The organism is Rhodococcus sp. PAMC28707, from assembly GCF_004795915.1.
Lineage (GTDB): Bacteria > Actinomycetota > Actinomycetes > Mycobacteriales > Mycobacteriaceae > Rhodococcoides.
In genome coordinates, this window is sequence record NZ_CP039253.1 from 3763835 (window position 1) to 3782314 (window position 18480).

The following is an 18480-nucleotide window of genomic DNA, read 5'->3' on the forward strand; positions in this document are numbered from 1 at the left end:
TATTTGTATCGTTTCACGATATAGTTGGATCGGAGGTCTCTCCGGGCTCGTATGTCTCGGACCTCCACTCGGACCGTCTCGGCGACTATGGCCGACACCAGGAAGGGGATCCGATGGACCCGATCAGTGCGCTGTCTCCGACTCCAGCGCAGGCGTGGGGCGAACTCCGCGCCGGCAACGAGCGCTTCGTCTCCGGCGACTGTCGGCATCCCCGCCAAGGAATCGATGACCGAACTCGGTTGGTCGACGTCCAGCGCCCGAAGGCGGTGATGTTCGGGTGCTCCGATTCTCGTGTGGCGGCGGAGATCGTATTCGACCAGGGCCTTGGAGACCTGTTCGTCGTCAGAACCGCCGGGCACGTCGTCGACGCATCGGTATTGGGTTCGATCGAGTACGCGGTCGATATCCTCGATGTGCCACTCATTGCAGTCCTCGGTCACGACAGTTGCGGTGCCGTCAGAGCGAGTGTGGACGCGGTAGACGGTGTCGCGATGCCGGGCGGTTACATCCGCGACATCGTCGAGCGTGTTACTCCGAGCATTCTTGCCGGACGCAGAATCGGCCTGAGTCGAATCGACGAATTCGAGGCGCGTCATGTCGAGGAGACCGTACAGCTGATCACCGCTCGAAGCAGGCTGATTGCCGACCGAATAGAGCGCGGTGCACTGGCGGTCGTAGGGTTGACCTACCGTCTCGAGATGGGACGGGTCGTACTACACAGCTCCCTCGGTGACGTAGGGGAAAACTTCATTGCGACTTTGACCCGTTGGACCGACTGCGGCGGCACGTGGCGGCTGATATCGCGCACCGCCACGAAGGCAACGGTGGCCCTGTGCAGCTGCGACGGACACGAAGAAATGCAACGCCTCGAGAGCGAAGATCCCGTGACGATTGCCTGGATCGAGAACAATAGCGAGGTTGTTGCCTAGCGCTCGCTCATCACGCAGGCAGTGAGCGGCGAGTCGCGTACTCGCCATTCTTGCACTGCCCCAACGGAACTCATCGAAAAAGGAGATTTCCACTGTGTCCTCCGGCGAACCACAGGAACCGGTGCCGTTGACAAAGCGGGAATTCGAATCTTTGGCGCGCTTCAGGTTTGGAATTCGTCGTTACCTTCGCTTCAGTGAGGAGACCGTGCGGTCCCATGGACTCACCCCGCAGCAATACCAGCTAATGCTCGCACTGAAGGGTTTTCCGGGCCGTGAGTGGGCTGCGATGCGGGAGTTGGCGGAGCGACTGCAGCTGCGTCACCACAGTGTCGTCGAACTGGTCGATCGCGCGCAGAAGCAAGGCTTGGTTCGCCGGGCAGCTGATCCGTCCGACGCCCGAACGGTCAGAGTCGAGCTCACCAGCGACGGTGAGTTGACACTCGTCCGGCTGAGCGCGATGCACCGGGATGAACTCCAGAGGCTGGGGCCGACAATCGAATTGCCGATCTTCGACGACCCATCGGACGAATAACGAACCGAACCACCTGCAATAGACCCCGGGCCGAGTGCCAAATGATACCTGACCTGCGTGTGTATCGGATCCACGGGCTGGGTCGTGATTGTCGAGGATTATACTGCCGTAAGCTGCGATGCGCAGTCGTTCTCGAAACTACGATTGCCTACGGCACCATCGCATGGTTGCTGCCGTGAAGACGTCGAATTATTGCGAAACAGGTAGGTGAATACGGTGTCTGCGCGTGAACAGGTGGCAGCGATCTATGAACAAGTTCTTCAGCGCAACGCCGGTGAACCTGAATTTCATCAAGCTGCTGCAGAGGTATTCGAATCGTTGCATGTCGTCCTCGAACGCTATCCCCATTATGCGGACAGTGGACTCGTCGAGCGCTTGTGTGAACCGGAACGACAGATCATCTTCCGAGTCCCGTGGGTAGACGATACGGGTGCGGTGCAGGTCAACCGAGGTTTTCGCGTTCAGTACAACAGCGTGCTCGGACCGTACAAGGGCGGTCTGCGGTTCCACCCCAGCGTGAATCTAGGGATTGTGAAATTCCTAGGTTTCGAACAGATCTTCAAGAACGCGTTGTCCGGTCTGCCGATCGGCGGTGGCAAAGGCGGATCTGATTTCGACCCCAAGGGTCGTTCCGACGCAGAAGTCATGAGATTCTGCCAGTCGTTCATGACCGAACTTCATCGTCACATCGGCGAATACACAGATGTTCCGGCCGGTGATATCGGTGTCGGCGGTCGAGAGATCGGATACCTGTTCGGGCAGTACAAGCGGTTGACCAACTCGTACGAATCCGGAGTGTTGACCGGAAAAGGCTTGAACTGGGGTGGCTCTCAGGTGCGCAAAGAGGCAACCGGTTACGGCGCAGCATATTTCGTCGCCGAGATGCTCAAAACTGTCAAGTCTTCGCTGGACGGCAAGACCGTCGTGGTCTCCGGGTCCGGCAACGTCGCGATCTACGCAATCGAAAAAATTCATCAGCTCGGCGGCGTCGTCGTCGCCTGTTCCGACTCCTCGGGTTACATCGTCGACCCCAAGGGCATCGACCTCGAGCTGTTGAAGGACATCAAGGAGTCGCGCCGGGCCCGCATCTGCGAGTACGTCGAGACCGCCACGCATGCAACCTTCACTTCCGGTGGTTCCATCTGGGATGTCGCGTGTGATGTCGCGATACCAGCGGCAACCCAGAACGAACTCGACGAGGACGCCGCCGTCACCCTCGTCAAAGGTGGCGTTGTCGTAGTCGCCGAAGGCGCCAACATGCCGACGACACCGGAAGCGGTGCAGGTCTTCCGCGACGCAGGCGTTGCCTTCGCCCCCGGTAAGGCTGCCAACGCAGGCGGAGTCGCTACATCGGCTCTCGAGATGCAGCAGAATGCATCTCGAGACTCCTGGAGTTTCGAGTACACCGATGACCGACTGGCTCGTATCATGACCGGAATCCATGGCCGCGTAGTCGAGACCGCCGAGGACTACGGGATGCCAGGGGACTACGTTCACGGGGCGAACATTGCCGGATTCGTCAAGGTCGCCGACGCCATGATCTCGCTCGGCGTGATCTGAGCCGACGCTGAAATTGCCCCGTGCAGTGGCCTGCACGGGGCAATCCGATCGGAGACTCGCAGACTATTCGGCTGTCCGAGGTTCCAGTAGTCGTCGTTCGAGACCTGCGGCAATCGAGAGAACGGTAACGGTACTCTCGGCGCCTGTCGGGAGGACATATGTGCGCTCGTCCTCGACGCGGCACCCCATCAATGCCCTGCCGAGCGGTGACAGCGGCGAACATGTCGCTATTTCGTCCGCAGAGTTCCCTGTGGCCGCAGTCAACACGAACGTCTCGACGTCATCGGGGTCGCGATCGAACATGACTGTGACTAGCGAAAACGGTCGCACGGTGCCGTCGTCGGTCACCGCAGCGGCAGCAGTCACCAACTCTTGGACCTCCGCGATGCGGCGGTCGATGCTCGACAATTCCTCGCGAGAGCGATGGTAGGGATCGTTGTTCTCGAGATCGCCCATGTTGCGGAACTCGATCACATCGGCTGCGACTTCGGTGCGCCGAATGTGCAAGGCAGACAGTTCGCTGGCCTCTTCTGATGCGGCACCTGCGGTCACGATAAGTTCAGCGGTTGTCATGGAATTTCTCCTTGCACTAAAACTCGGCGGTCGTCCCATTCCGAGGTCGTGGAAATACAGGTATCGACGCGGCGAGCATGGCTCGACACGTCAGGTGCAATAAGCAAAAAATGTGGCATCGAGTCGATACCCGCTTTTCGGCGTTCAGAGATGTACCGCGGACCAACACTAGTTACGAAGGGCTGCAATCGTGCAGTGTTCATTGTTCACAAACAGTGAATCGAAAGCTGGTATCAGTGGTGTGGCGTCAAAAGACCGGCAGACGACGATCGGTGCAACGTAGTTTTTCGGTGCATCGACGAATGCAGGTGGAACAGCCTAGTGCCCTGGCGGAGCGGTGCATAAACAACCGCGTAGCTCTACAACAATAGGAATCACAGCGTTCACACCTTCTTTCGCATCGCGTGTCTTTCTCTGACTGTAGCCCGAAAAAAATAAAACTCCAGTCACAGCAGTTTCAGCCACTTTCCGGGCATCGCCATGTGCGCTGTCACTGCAGGATCGGCGCAGTCTCCCGTCGACACCACCGCGCGATTGCCTCGATCGACTCGCGCAGCGGCGAAGTGGTGCCGAGTACGAGGTACGAGGTGGATACGACGGGTGTCCCGTCGACTTCGACTTCGTACTTCAACCGCTGCGCTAGTCGCTTCGCGTTGTGGACCCCCGCCCCAGCTCGAGAGACGGCTCGGCCGTCGCACACGACAAGGAGTCGGCACGTGCTGTACTCCGACGATGCATCTACAACTGCGGCGGCAATTCTGTTGTTCTCCTCGGACTGAGCGGCGCACTCGCGCCAGCGGGCGACCAGTCCGCGTCCTCCCGACAGCGCCTCGGTGGAGACAATGATGGTTTCTGCCGTGATCGGACCGCCGACGGTAACACCGTCCGGCGCTGACCGGTTGGCTTGCGCGACGCCGCCGAGCTGGTCCGAATGTGCGTAAGGATTACGAACAGTCACCTCGACGCCCTGGTCGACGAGCCCGCTGCGCAGGTCTTTGTGAAGTCGAATTGGCCGTCCGATGACAAGTGCAGCGGCGGTGGTTCGTGCTCGCGGACTGTCCGTTCGATGAGCGGACAGCGACGACGTAGCGATCTCGGCGAGAGTGATATTCACGATCGACCTCTTTGTTGCTGTGGTGAATCGAGGTACCGGGGAGTCGACACAACGAGACTCACGGCGCTTCAGGAGGACGAGCGGGCCAGCTCCAGCGTTCGGTAGCGGCTGATGATCGTCTGGCGTGTGGCACGGTCGGTATCGGTCGCCAGCGTCAGAATCCAGGGGGCGGATTCGCTGAAGTTATCGGCGCTGGAGCGCTGTAGATCGGCTGTGACATCTCTCGAGATCGACTCGAGTTTGTCACTGGTCAGCCGACCTGTCGGGTCGGAGAAGCCATACCCGATCTCCCACACTTGCGGAGGAGAAAACAACCCGGAAACATTGAGCCGGTCCCATTGCCGTGCCAGAAGGGGCGAAGTCACCTCTTCGACGGTCCGTTCTCGCTGCACGCGGAACGGACACACTGCATCTATAGCAATTTCCCCCTGTTCGAGAAATTGTCGAAGTCGTTCGGGCGAGGCGCATACCCGAAAATTAAATTCCATCATGACCGCTTTCACGGTAGAATCACTCCTTCGGTCCAATCAGTTCTATAAACTGTAGCCCAAAAGAAAATAAAAGCCAGTCGTGTGCGCGCATGCTCGAATACGTACGAAAGTTTCTCTGACGCAGCCGATGTGAGTCGAACTAATACAGTCGCCAGTGGATTGGTTGCAAGGTATCGAAAGACGCAGTCGGACCGTGGAATTGTTCTACTTCGAGTACTTTTCACGACGATCTCGCCTGACTCGATGCCCTTGCCTTAATTTTTACATCGGACAGCTCATCGCGCGGATGTCTTCTTCAGGTTCTCGATCACTCCCTCGAGACCCCGATGGCTGAGGTACCCGTCGGGGCGGATGACGAACGCAGTCGGATTGGGAACGTGACCATGTCACGGTGCTCCGCGTGCATCCGGGGCGCGTTCGCCGGGCTGGACGACAGCAGCTTTCGAGTCGGACTCGGAGACCAACGGGCTTTCGGCGTACGAGATCAGGAGTCGAGCTTGCTTGCACATCGCCGTCTCCCCGGAGCTTTCGCCTGCACCGATTCCCTCGCGAGCGTTTCGGACCGTCATCCCGACGACCTCTTCGCCGACGGGACGGCGTTCGGCGTCGTAGCTGTCGGTGATGAGGGCCTGCCACCGGCGGCTTTTGTTCGTTGCTACATCGGGGGTAAGAGACCCAGCGAAATCAAATCGTCCAGCAACTGTCGTATGTTGCCGGTGTCGAACGAGAGGAAAGCGCGTTCGGTCTCGATCGCCGCAACGTGTTGGGCCAGCACCTCGGGGTCACGCAACGCGAGGATGGTAACGAGATCCGAGGCCTTGGCGCCGCTGTGCGCAGCCTGTGCGGCCAGTAGGACGTTGAGGTAGCCGTGCTGTTCGAACCCTGTGTCAGCGTTGGTATTTCGAATCGCGTGGTCAAGTCCCGCGACAGCCTTGAAGGAGATTTCACGTCGCGCAGCCTCGTGGATGGCAGCGGCCAGTTCCTGCTCGCCAGGATATGCGTCCGCGGTGACGCCGCCGGTACGGAACGTGGCGTGGTAGCCGCGCTCGTCCACGGCGTCGAACACCTCGGCTCGATGTTGTCCGCGTGGGATCTCGACGTAGACGTCGATAGCAGGGTCGACGGCACCCAGTGCGGTGATGTCGGTCCCGTCCGACAGTGCTACCTCGATCGTGGCGACGGTCAGATTCGACTTCGCATACATCCGATCGAGCGCGGCCTCGACTGTGGCGGGGCCACCCGACGCGATCAGCGATATCGACAGTGATTCGGTCACGTAGGTGAGTTCGTCGAGACGGGGGATAGGGATCATCAACGGGCCGACGAGGTCCGAGAATGCGGCGTCTCGATACGAAAGATGCTGCTGGACGGCAGAATCGAGCGGAGTGTCGCCGGACTGGAGGAGAGTAGCGTCGTCGCACAGTCCTCGGAGCAATCTCGGAATCACTTATCTCACCCGACTGCCGTTGTCGGGTGCGGTGATGCGCAACGTCGAGTCGCGTTCGGTCGATCGTTCGGGTTCCGTGGAGTCGGTCACCGTCCAACTGTAGCGACCGCAGCGCGGTGGTCCACATATTCAGGTCGTCGAACCGTTCATCGGGTCGGTGCCGTGCAGGTCGATGTCGAAACCGGAGTATGTCGGTCGGCTCGAGTAGGGTCGAGTAACCGTCCGTGCAGTGAGCGATCGCAGAAGGAGACATTTCAGTGGTGCTGAGGTTATATCGCGCCACCCGCGGGGATTCGCTCGCAACGGCACTGGCTGAGGTGATGTCCAGCCCTCTGGCCGATCCATTTGCAGCCGAAGTGATTTCGGTTCCCGCGAAGGGAGTCGAGCGTTGGCTGATTCAGCGTCTATCGATGTCGCTGGGTGGGGCATCGGCCGACGGTATCGGTGCCAATATCGAGTTTCCTTCGCCGACCCGACTCGTCGAGAACGCGCGATCGGCGGCCCTCGGACGCGATCCCCTCCTGGAACCGTGGTCACGCGGACGCGTCCTGTGGACGACGCTCGACGTCATCGACGACTCGCTGGCCGTACCGTGGTGCGCGGTGCTCGCCAAACACCTCGGTAACGGAACGGACGAGTACCGGGCCGGACGTAGATGGTCCACGGCAGCCCACTTGTCCGAGATGTTCCGGACTTACGCCGCGGACCGTCCGTCGATGATCGTCGACTGGTCGGCAGGTATCGACAGTGACGGCGTCGGCGGCACTTTGGCCGAGGACCTGCGCTGGCAGGCCGAATTGTGGCGTGCGGTACGCGCCCGCATCGGACACGCGAGTCCTGCCGAACTTCTCGACGATACATGTGCAGCCATTCGCGCCGACCGGTCGATACTCGACCTCCCCGAACGGGTGTCGATATTCGGTGCCACGAGACTGACAACCGATCAACTGCAGGTGATAGCCGCGATCGCCGAACATCGCGACGTGCACGTGTGGCTTCCGCATCCCAGCGATCGAATGTGGACACAGCGCGTCGACCAGCAACGCGTCAGCAGGCGATCCGAGGACCGATCGGCGGTGACGATCGAACACCCGCTGCTCGCCGGCCTTGCCCGAGACGTACGTGAACTGCAGATGCGACTCCTCGGGCTCGGTGGTGACCTCGTCGATATGGTCGAACCCAGTGCAGGCTTTCCCGACACGTTGCTGGGCCGAGTGCAGCACGATATCGCGAACAACAGGACCCCGAACAGGAGCGCCGAACCGGACGGAACCGTCGCCGTTCACGCGTGTCACGGTGCTCCACGTCAAGTCGAGGCATTACGGGAAACCCTGCTGCACCTGTTCGACGAAGATCCGACGCTCGAACCTCGCGACGTGCTGGTCATGTGCCCCGACGTCGAAACCTACGCGCCGCTGATCAGAGCGACTTTCGGACAGGGTGGGCTGGCACATCCCGGTCACACCCTTCGCGTCCGGCTGGCCGACCGGGGGTTACGGCAGACCAATCCGCTTCTCGCCGTGATCGCGACCTTGCTCGACCTTGCTGTGGGTCGAGTGACGGCCAGTCAGCTTCTCGACCTCGTCGCTGCCGACCCGGTTCGCCTTCGGTTCGGCTTCTCCGATGACGATGTGGAACGACTCCGTGAATGGACGCAGGTGTCGGGTGCTCGGTGGGGAATCAACTCGCGGCAACGCGAAAGCTTCGGCCTCGGCGGCTTCCGGCAGAACACGTTCAACAGTGCGGTCGACCGTCTGTTGTTGGGCGTAGCTGCGGACGAAACCGCGCACGAGTGGCTCGATCTGGCACTGCCGGTCGACGACGTAGACGGCAACGATATCGACCTGACCGGTCGATTCGCCGAGTTCATCGATCGTCTTGCGGTGACACTGCGTGACCTACAAGGACCTCAGCGGACGGCAGAATGGCGCCACGCACTCCTTCGAGCGCTCGATCTGCTCGCGGAGGTTACTCCCTCCGACGCGTGGCAGCGCGCGCAAGCAGTTCGCGAACTCACCGAGTCCACCGAGCACGGCGAAAACTCGGTCATCAGGTTGGCCGACGTGCGAGCAATGCTCACTCGCGCTCTTGCCGGTCGGCCTTCGCGAGCCAACTTCCGTACCGGCGAGCTGACGATCTGCACCATGGTTCCGATGAGATCCGTTCCGCATCGGATCGTGGTGCTACTCGGCCTCGACGACGAAGCGTTCCCACGAACGGGAAGTGTCGATGGCGACAACGTTCTTTCTCGTGACCCGGCCCCCGGCGAGCGTGACGTCCGTAGCGAGGACCGTCAACTACTGCTCGACGCAGTGATGTCGGCTGGGGAGAAGCTGCTGTTGTTCTACACGGGTGCAGACCCGGTGTCCGGTTCGGTGAAGCCACCGGCAATTCCGCTCACCGAACTTCTCGACGTGGTCGCGGTAACTGCCGGAGCCGATGTGGTCACTCGACATCCCCTGCAACCCTTCGACTCTCGAAACTTCGATCGGCAGGATCCGTTGAGCTACGACAAGTCCTCGCTCGACGGAGCGCGAGCGAGTCAACGCGAACCAGTCACGCCACCACCCTTTCTCGCCTCGACGCTCCCGACACGAGGCGACGGTGATGTGGCTCTAGGCGATCTTGTCGCCTTCCTCGAGCATCCCATTGCTGCATTTCTCAAACAGCGCATGGGCATTCGCGTGCCGGAGATCGAAGACGATCTGTCCGATTCACTTACCGTCGAATTGGACGGACTGCAGAAGTGGGACATCGGTGATCGCATGCTCGCCGAGCGTCTTGCAGGCACCGAAGTCGCGGACTTCCGTGCTGCAGAATGGCGGCGCGGAACCCTCCCGCCGTTTCATCTCGGCGAAAAGCAATTGCAGGACATCACCCGCGCCGTGGACGCGTTGGTCGACGTTTCCCGAGAAGTTCATGCCGGTGACGCAGGCGCACTCGACATATCCATCGAACTGCGATCCGGTCGACGACTGAGCGGGACGGTCACCGGAATTCACGGAGACACCATAGCCAGGACGTCGTACTCGCGTCTTGCGCCGAAGCATCGTTTGTCGGCATGGGTTCGCCTCCTCGTCGTTGCAGCACAGGATGATTCGCGACCGTGGCAGGCTGTCACGACGGGCCGTGGTCCAGGGAACCGAGCGGCTTGGCGATCGACGATCACGGCACCCGTGGACGCACTCGCGCAACTGGAACTGCTCGTGGCCCTACGGGACCTCGGTTTGTCGTCACCTCTTCCGATCGCGCCGGGGGCTTCGTCGGTCTACGCAGAGCGGCGGTTTCGCGGTGCATCGGTGGACGACGCCATCGCGGCGGCCGAGAAGACCTGGTCCGACAAATTCGGTGATGCGAAAGACCGAAGTATCGCTTACTTGTACGGCGCCGGCGCCTCGCTGGAGGTATTGACGTCGACGCCGGTGCGATCCGAAGATCTTCACCGGGGTGAGGAATCGACGCTCTTCGGAGTTCTTGCGAGCCGACTGTGGTGTCCATTGCTCGATGCGGAAAAGGAGGGCCAGCCATGACCGACTTCGACCTCCTCGGTCCACTACCCGAGGGGACCACTGTCCTCGAGGCCAGTGCGGGAACAGGCAAGACGTTCGCTATCGTCGGTCTCGCGACCCGGTACATCGCCGAGGGCCTGGCAGATGTCTCGCAGTTGCTGCTCGTCACCTTCAGTAGGGCCGCAACTCAGGAGTTGCGTGAAAGAACGCGCAATCGATTCGCCGAGGTCGCCGCAGGGCTGGGCAGTTCGTCGACAAGCAGCGACTCCCTCGTCCGTCACCTGGCCGAGGGGACGGAAGAAGAAGTCTCCCTGCGTCGCACACGGTTGCTTCGTGCATTGTCCGAATTCGACTCGGGAACCATCGCGACGACCCACAGCTTCTGTCAGCGCATGCTCGACGGGTTGGGAATCACCGGAGAACGTGAACCGGAAGCGATTCTTGTGGAGGCAGTCGACGACCTGACGAGCGAGGTGGTCGACGATATCTACCTGCGGCGATACAGTCGTGCAGACTTCGATCCGCCTATCGGGCCGGCCGACGCTCGTCAAGTGGCTCGAGAAGCGGTTCGGGACAGACAAGCCCAGCTGGTCCCGGAGCGTGATGAAGACACCGAAGCGGGCCATCGCGTCATTTTCGCGGAAGAGGCGCGTGCAGAAGTACATCGTCGCAAGAAGCTAGGCGGGATAAGAGATTTCGACGATCTACTGAGTTTGCTCCACCGTGTTCTCGTCGATCCCGAGCACGGTGACGCCGCGTGTGCGAGGGTGCGCGAGCGATTTCAGGTAGTGCTCGTCGATGAATTTCAGGACACCGACCCGCTGCAGTGGGACATTCTTCGCAGAGCATTTCACGGCAGGTCGACTCTGCTACTGGTGGGCGATCCCAAGCAGGCCATCTACGCGTTCCGTGGCGCTGAGGTGCTCAGTTACCTCGATGCTGTCGGGCTCGCCGATCGACACCTCGAACTGACGAGAAACTGGCGAAGCGATTCCGGTCTGCTCGGTGCGCTCGAAAATGTTTATGCTGGAGCAGCTCTCGGGCATGGCGACATCATCGCTCACCCCGTGGACTCGACACACGACGGTTCTCGGATGTCCGGTGTACCGCCGCTGCGCCTTCGCTACCTCCCTCGGACAGGTGCAGGCCCGCTCAACAAAGCGGGGTTTCCAGCGGTCGGCATGCTTCGTGACCGTGTCGCCGATGACGTCGCGTCCGACATCGTCGAGCTCCTCCAGTCCGCGATCCCGCTTTCGCTGCCGCGGCGCGGAGATACTGTTGCTCCGGGAGACATTGCGGTACTGGTGCGGACACGCTCACAGATCGCACTGGTGCGTGATGCGCTCGATCGTGTCGGCGTGCCCTCGGTACTGGCCGGCGGGTCCAGCGTGTTCGACACGCTCAGCGCAAGCCACTGGTTGTGGTTTCTGCAGGCGCTCGAACAGCCACACCGTGCCGATCGTGTTCGCCTCGCCGCACTCACTCCGCTGTTCGGATGGACCGCGGAGACGCTGGATAGTGGAGGCGACGACGCCGTATCCGACGTCAGTGCTCGATTGCGGGAATTTGCAGTGTTGTTCGCACATGCAGGTTTTGCCGCCGTATTCGAAAAGCTCGCTTCCGAAACACGGTTGGAAGGTCGACTACTCGCACTCCGAGCCGGTGAGCGGCACCTCACCGATCTTCGTCACGTAGCCCAACTGCTCAATCGTGCTGCCGTCGAGGGCTCTTTCGGGCCGAGTGCACTGACCCGCTGGCTCGCAGACAGGATCGACGATCCGACATCGGGCAGTATCGCCGACCGCAGTAGACGTCTCGACAGCGACGAAGCAGCGGTACAGATCGCCACCGTGCATGCGAGCAAGGGACTGGAATTCCCCGTCGTTTACATCCCGTATGCGTGGGATGCGTCGAAGAATCCATATCCCAGCACCCTCCTTCTGCACGACGAGAGCGGCAAGCGTGTCCTCGATGTCGGAGGCCGTACCGGTCGCGGGTACGCCGCTCGCAAATTGATTCGAGACAAGGAAGAAGCGGGCGAAGAACTTCGGCTGCTCTACGTTGCGCTCACCAGAGCTCAGTGCCAGGTCGTCCTATGGTGGGCGCCGGCATTTTCCACCGCAGCGTCGCCGTTGCATCGGTTGATCTTCGCCCGGTTGTCAGGAGTGGCCGAGCCCGAGGAGAAGGCCAAGGTACCCGAAGACGTTGCGGTGGCGGGCAGGCTCGAGTCCTGGGCCGGTAAAGCGGGCGGCCGGATTTCCATCGAGACAGTAGGCCGGCGCAGTGCAGTCCCAACGTGGAGCGCGGTGAAACATACGACCGAAGAGCTTGCGGCCGCGACGTTCACACGTAGTCTCGACATGCTGTGGCGTCGTACGTCGTACTCCGCGTTGACCGCCGCAGCGCACGACGTGCCGGGGGTGTCGAGCGAACCCGAACAACCAGAGAAAGACGACGAGCCAGCGGACGCGCGGCCTATCGACGAAGTGCTGGAGGGGATCCCGTCTCCGATGAACGGTATGCCTGCGGGAGCCGACTTCGGCACGCTTGTGCACGAGATCCTCGAACACGTCGACACCGCAGCGGTCGATCTCGACGCCGAAGTGCTTCTTCGATGCAACGAAGCGGTCGCTGAGAGGTCGGCCGAGATCGACCCGTCAGCACTTGCTGCAGCGTTGATGCCGGTCCTGCGAACTCCCCTCGGCTTCGGGACGCTCGCGGACATAGCTCCTCGTGACCATCTGGCCGAACTCGACTTCGAGATGCCGCTGAACGGCGGCGACGATCCCGGCACGACGAACGTGACTCTGCGGGGAATTTCGCGACTGCTCCGCACTCATCTGCCCGCGGACGACGCGCTCGCCGCGTACGCAGATCAGTTGGAAGTTCTCGAATCGAAGCCGCTGCGTGGCTATCTCACCGGCAGCATCGACTCCGTCCTCCGAATACCCGGGCCCAAGTACGTCATCGTCGACTACAAGACGAACAGGCTGTCCCGCGGTGATCTGACCGTCATGCATTTCACCAGAGAACGAATGGCACAGGAGATGCTGCGCTCGCACTATCCGCTGCAGGCGCTGCTGTACGCGGTGGCGCTGCATCGATATCTGCGGTGGCGCCAGCCCGGGTACGACCCCGAGGTCCACCTCGGTGGGGTGCAATACCACTTCGTACGCGGCATGGTCGGGCCCGAAACACCGCCGGGTTGTGGGGTATTCGGATGGAATCCACCTGCCGAACTGGTTACGTCCGTGTCCGATCTCCTGGCAGGATCAGCCGTATCATGACCGACGCACAACTGGTTCAACGAGCCACCGGTATCCTGCGCACATTCAATTCGGCGGGAGTCCTGGCGGCAGCAGACGTACACGTCGCTCTGCGGTTGGGCGCCCTCGGCGGTGAGCCGTCGGAGCACGTTTTGTTCGCGGCTGCCCTCGCGGTTCGAGCTGTCCGGTCCGGTTCGGTATGTCTGGACTTGAACCGGTTTCGCGAGGTCACGGTGGACGAGGAATCGGATGTCGACCTCGATGCCCTCCCATGGCCGGAGCTGGCAGACATCACCTCCGCGCTCCGTGTGAGTCCGCTGGTACGCGGCGGAGATCGCGGTCCATTGAAGCCTCTTCGGCTCGTCGCTACCGACGAGGGTGAGCTTCTGTACCTCGATCGGTACTACCTGCAGGAGCGAACAATCCGCGAGGTTCTCGCCGGACGCGACCAATCACGTCCGGTCGTCGACTCCGATCAGGTCAGGACTCTGCTGGACACGCTCTTCGTGGACGAACACGGCGAACCCACTGCCGCGCCCGATCGGCAACGCATCGCTGCTGCTCTCGCCGCCACGTCGTGGACAGCTGTGGTCGCGGGCGGACCGGGGACGGGCAAGACCCATACTGTCGCGCGTGTGCTGGCGATGTTCGTCCGCCAGTACGGACCTTCGATCCGCATCGGATTGGCGGCCCCCACCGGCAAAGCGGCTGCGCGACTACAGGAATCGGTGACCGAGCAATCGGAACAGCTCGGTCTACCCGACACTCTCACCGCGATGACCCTGCATCGCCTGCTCGGTTGGCAACGTGGAAGCAAGAGTCGATTTCGCCACAATGCCTCGAACAAACTGCCCTTCGACGTCATTGTGATCGATGAGACGTCGATGGTGTCGCTGACAATGATGAGTCGGCTGCTCGAAGCCGTCAGATCGGATACCCGGTTGATACTTGTCGGCGATCCGGATCAATTGACCTCGGTCGATGCCGGAGCCGTGCTGGCGGATCTCGTGGCAAGACCTGTTCATGGTGAAGCCGACCCCGAACTGGATGCATTGATCGGCCGTGACGTAGACGCTGTCGACGATCCTTACGAGGCCGCGCTGTCGGGAGCGGAACGCAACCGACTCCGAAGTGGAGTCGTACGACTGAGCCGAGGTAGGCGCTTCGGCGGCGCGATAGCAGAACTGGCAGTGGCAGTTCGAGACGGAAAGTCCGAGGAAGTGATGCGCCTGTTGAACGATGGTCGCGAGGAGCTTTCCTTCCATGCGCCCACCGACCTGTCTGCACTGCGGACCGACCTCCTTCGGACTGCCGACGCTGTGACCACTGCTGCCAGGGTGGGCGACGCGACGGCCGCTCTGGGTGGGTTGGAAGCCCACCGGTTGCTGTGCGCGCACAGGCAGGGACCCTACGGAGTGCAGCGGTGGGCGCGGCAGGCGATGGAGTGGGTGGCGGAATCGTCCGGTGTCTACCTCGATCCGTCGCAGTGGTATCCCGGCCAACCTTTGCTGGTGACGGCGAACGATCACGAAGCGCGGATCTACAACGGCGATACCGGCGTGGTCATCGACACCGGTGACGGCGCGCTGATGGCAGCATTTCAGCGCGGATCGGAGCCGTTGTTGGTTCATCCGAATGTCTTGTCTTCGGTGCAGACGGTCTACGCGATGACCATCCACCGAAGCCAGGGAAGCCAATACGACACCGTCTCGGTGATGTTGCCGGCCGAGGCGTCGTCGCTGCTGACCCGGGAACTGCTGTACACCGCGATAACTCGCGCTCGTGTGCATGTTCGGATCATCGGGACCGAGGCCGCGGTACGCGCAGGCGTCGAGCGTCAGGTATTACGAGCGAGTGGCTTGCGCCGCACCCTCCTGACCGGTTCCTCCGGTCAGTAGACGTCCCGTAGATAGCGCTTGTCGCGCTTGAGCTTCGATATGTAGTCCTCGGCTTGATCCGAAGAGCAACCGGCGTGTTCGGCGACGATGTCGTGCAGCGCCGCATCGACGTCTTTGGCCATTCGTGTCGCATCGCCACACACGTACAGATGCGCCCCCTCCTCGAGCCAGCTGTAGAACTCTTTGCCGCTTTCGCGCATCCGATGCTGGACGTAGATCTTGTCCGTCTGATCACGAGAAAATGCCAGATCGAGCCGGTTCAGAACACCCTCGCGCGACAACCCGGTCAACTCGTCCTCGTAGGCGAAGTCGCTACGTCGATGTTGGTCTCCGAAGAACAGCCAGTTCCGTCCCGACGCTCCGCGCGCCCGACGCTCGTGCAGAAATGCGCGGAACGGGGCGATACCTGTACCAGGGCCGATCATCACGACCGGCACATCGTCGTCGGAGGGCAGCCGGAACGACTTGTTGGGGGAGAGGAAGACACCGGCACTCTCGCCTTCGCCGACCCGATCCGCGAGGTACGTCGAACAGACACCGCCGTGATTACGTTCCGAGGACCGATACCGCACGCTCGCAACAGTGACGTGCACTGTGCCCTCGTGCGCCTGCGGCGACGAGGCGATCGAATAGACGCGGTGCTGCAAGGGCCGCAACAAATCGAGGAGCTCGGACGGTTCCACGTCGAGCTTCGGATCGATCGAGAGAACGTCGAGGACGTCCTTGCCCCAGATCCACGCGTCGAGAGAGTCGCGATCACCGGTGGAGAGGATATGCCCCAGCTCGTCATCTCCGGTTCGCTCGGCCACGGCCTCGATGAGATCCATCGACGGCACGCCGATCTCGAACGAGTACGTGAGGAGCTCGTCGAGGCGCTGCTCGGATCCCTTGAGCGTGACCGTGGTGTCCGGTGAAACACCGAGTCGACCGACCAGCGCATCGACAACCTCGGGATTGTTGATCGGCCGGACTCCGAGCCCGTCTCCTGGCTCGTACACGAGACCGCTGTCGCCCAGAGCGAAGGCATAGTGACGGACTTCCTTCGACGAACCCGGGCCGGATAGAACACGGTTGGTCAGCACGGTGGCCTGATACGGGTTCTTGCGATTCCACGGAGTGCGTTTCGGTGTGGATTTGGTTGCTAGTGGTACGTCGATATCGCGACCCGCCTCCCGGTCCGTCGTAACTGGTGTCCCCGATTCCATGACGGCGAAGTATAGGCCGCCCGGTCCAGATTTCGGTTCCGCTGCGAGGGGATTGTCGCAGAGTCGAGCATCACCCGGCATCCCTGCCCAGAGGTGTTCGCTGGAGAACTTCGATGCCGTTTGCCTCGTACCCGACCTCGTACCCCGAGTTCAAAGCCACGTAGAGCGCCTTCGAGTCGCCCTCTTCGTCCGTCGGCCAGCCTGCTGGATCGGATCGGTTGACGACGATCCAATCCGGTGACGTGGTGTCGGTCGGACGCTGGGGGAAGACCGAAATGTCATGGGTGGCGACGAACTGAGGAACCAGATTGTTCGAGGCCGCGATCCGCTCGTCGCGGGGGATCGAATCCGAGATCACACGCGCTGCCGTCGTTTGCGGGTCGATACGCCAACCGTCCGCACCAGCCAGTCGAGCCAGCGGCAGAAAAGGCAAGGCAACGACAGCGAAAACAGCAACCGCGACCGCTATCGTCCGAACGCCCCGCTCGGTAAGTTGTCCATGACGTCGACTACGCACCAGCGCATCGATGAGAGCAGCGAACACGATCACCATCAAGATGGCGTTGTAGTGAAAGATCGGCTTCCAGAAGTTTGAATTGTCGCTCAGGAACCGCCAGGCCACGGTCGGGAGTGCGACCAGCAGCAGGGGAGATCGGATCGCGGCGAACCCTGACACTGCGAGCAGGAGGAATGCAGTTGCGGCCCGTGAGTCTCCTTCGACGAGCCCGTGGGCGGTGTCGGCAATGCCAGCCCCGAGTGGCGGCATCTTCGACCCCTGTCCGTAGGAGTCGTTCGCACTCATCAGCGGGTTGATCACCTTTACCGCGAGCACCACCCATCCGAGACCCCACAGTGCAGTCAGAAATCCGTAAAGTCGGGTCCTTCCCGCAGTCCACAGTGCGACGAGAAGCCCGATAGCGGCAACGGTCAAGCCCATGTCTTCCTTCACGAAAACAAGGGGTAAGGCCCAGACCAGCGCGGACATCCAGCGCCGTGTACCAAGGGAAACCAGAGACATCGCCAGCAACGGCATCGCGAAAGCGATCTCGTGAAAATCGAAATTCAGCGCCGCCTGCACACCCCAGGACAACCCGTACGCCGACGCGACGACGACACCGATGAGCGCGCCAACGGAATAACAGCGGCCGCAAACAACAGGGCCTGGGCCACGAGCAGTGTCTCAGCCGAAGGAAACAGTCGGTAAACAAGCGCGAGAAGCGCAGTAATCGGAGAGAAATGATCCCCCAGGGTGTTGTAACCGGTTCCAAGTAGACCCGACGTCGGTGCACGCAGATTCGCATACGACGAAATCTGCTGAACAAAGATTCCCAGATCGAATCCGGACATGCGAAGTTGGCGATGCCCCAGGACGGAAAACGTCGCATACAGAGGTGCCAGGACGAGGAACGCCGCGACCGGGACGACACTCTCTGCGCCCAACCGGCCGCGCCCGATCGCCGGTACCTCGGCAACTACTGCCATTAGGAGTAGGAGAAAAATCGGTGGCTGCCACAGGAAGAGAGGTGTACCCGACCCACCTAGGACAAACCTGAAAAGCCCAGGTGAAACACGTCGGCTGTTGCGTCAGCGTGGTAGCAGTGCACCCACATGTTCCCCCTTCGGTGGAACATGTGTCAGTATCATCGCTGAACGAATCCGGTCGGTGGGGCAGGCAAACCGGGATGACGACAGTTCGACGAGTTCGCAGGGGGCGGGGGAACCGAACACATGGATCTGTTTCAGATAGCCGTGATCGCATTCTTGGCAATCGGGTCGTGCGCCGTACTCGCGGGAATCGGTGCCACCGTGGTCAGCAGCGAACGCCGCTCCCCGAGCCGTCGAAAAAAGACCAGAATTGCGCCAGGCTGGTACCCCGACGCGCAAGACGAAACGCTCCTTCGATACTTCGACGGACGCGAACCCACCAGACAGACCTCCCGACGCGAACAGTCCTGA

The 18480-nt window shown here is 61.3% G+C and carries 10 protein-coding genes and 4 pseudogenes; 7 read left to right on the plus strand and 7 right to left on the minus strand.

All coding sequences use genetic code 11. From position 1 onward, the window contains the following. Positions 1-113: 113 nt before the first annotated feature. From E5720_RS17135 to gdhA, 3 genes and pseudogenes are all read left to right on the plus strand, one after another. Positions 114-743 (plus strand): annotated as a pseudogene (locus E5720_RS17135) (carbonic anhydrase); the annotation flags it as partial. 280 nt (positions 744-1023) lie between these two features. Beyond that, complete coding sequence (locus tag E5720_RS17140; RefSeq protein ID WP_136171647.1) at positions 1024-1461, plus strand: helix-turn-helix domain-containing protein; 438 nt, start codon at positions 1024-1026, stop codon at positions 1459-1461. A gap of 216 nt (positions 1462-1677) precedes the next feature. After that, a complete protein-coding gene (gene gdhA / locus E5720_RS17145; protein WP_136171648.1) occupies positions 1678-3021 on the plus strand; it encodes an NADP-specific glutamate dehydrogenase in 1344 nt (447 codons plus the stop codon). A gap of 63 nt (positions 3022-3084) precedes the next feature. Here the strand turns inward: gdhA and E5720_RS17150 are convergent, their stop codons facing one another. The 5 genes and pseudogenes from E5720_RS17150 to E5720_RS17170 form a co-directional block, all read right to left on the minus strand. After that, positions 3085-3594 (minus strand): GreA/GreB family elongation factor, encoded by a 510-nt coding sequence (locus E5720_RS17150; RefSeq protein WP_168708371.1) that lies wholly within the window; start codon positions 3592-3594, stop codon positions 3085-3087. A gap of 490 nt (positions 3595-4084) precedes the next feature. Further along, positions 4085-4708, minus strand: coding sequence for a hypothetical protein (locus E5720_RS17155; protein ID WP_136171650.1), 624 nt, complete (start codon positions 4706-4708; stop codon positions 4085-4087). 68 nt (positions 4709-4776) lie between these two features. Next, a complete protein-coding gene (locus E5720_RS17160) occupies positions 4777-5211 on the minus strand; it encodes a hypothetical protein (protein WP_136171651.1) in 435 nt (144 codons plus the stop codon). A 383-nt stretch (positions 5212-5594) separates the two neighbouring features. Further along, a pseudogene (locus E5720_RS17165) lies at positions 5595-5828 on the minus strand (pentachlorophenol monooxygenase); the annotation flags it as partial. Positions 5829-5854: 26 nt separating this feature from the next. Then, positions 5855-6646: a hypothetical protein gene (locus tag E5720_RS17170; RefSeq protein ID WP_247596021.1), complete on the minus strand. Its 792-nt coding sequence runs from the start codon at positions 6644-6646 to the stop codon at positions 5855-5857. Between the two features lie 260 nt (positions 6647-6906). Between E5720_RS17170 and recC the strand changes: the two genes are divergently transcribed. The 3 genes from recC to recD are packed head-to-tail and all read left to right on the plus strand — an operon-like array spanning position 6907 to position 15319. Next, the gene (gene recC, locus E5720_RS17175; protein WP_136172775.1) at positions 6907-10176 is read left to right on the plus strand and encodes an exodeoxyribonuclease V subunit gamma; all 3270 of its coding nucleotides are present in this window, start codon (positions 6907-6909) and stop codon (positions 10174-10176) included. Then, positions 10173-13442 carry a UvrD-helicase domain-containing protein gene (locus E5720_RS17180; RefSeq protein WP_136171652.1) on the plus strand — a complete coding sequence of 1090 codons (3270 nt, stop codon included), beginning with the start codon at positions 10173-10175 and terminating at the stop codon, positions 13440-13442. The genes recC and E5720_RS17180 overlap by 4 nt, the downstream gene beginning before the upstream one ends. After that, on the plus strand, positions 13439-15319 hold the full coding sequence (gene recD, locus E5720_RS17185; protein WP_136171653.1) for an exodeoxyribonuclease V subunit alpha: 1881 nt from the start codon (positions 13439-13441) through the stop codon (positions 15317-15319). Before E5720_RS17180 ends, recD begins: the two co-directional genes overlap by 4 nt. Here recD and E5720_RS17190 read toward each other — a convergent pair. Both E5720_RS17190 and E5720_RS17195 read right to left on the minus strand, forming a co-directional pair. Then, a pseudogene (locus E5720_RS17190) lies at positions 15313-16443 on the minus strand (sulfite reductase subunit alpha); the annotation flags it as partial. The gene recD and the pseudogene E5720_RS17190 sit on opposite strands and share 7 nt — an antisense overlap. Positions 16444-16594: 151 nt before the next feature. Beyond that, positions 16595-18006 (minus strand): annotated as a pseudogene (locus E5720_RS17195) (DUF2079 domain-containing protein). A gap of 246 nt (positions 18007-18252) precedes the next feature. On the opposite strand from E5720_RS17195, the gene E5720_RS17200 reads away from it, so the two are divergent. After that, positions 18253-18480, plus strand: a complete 228-nt coding sequence (locus tag E5720_RS17200; protein WP_136171655.1) for a DUF2510 domain-containing protein — start codon at positions 18253-18255, stop codon at positions 18478-18480.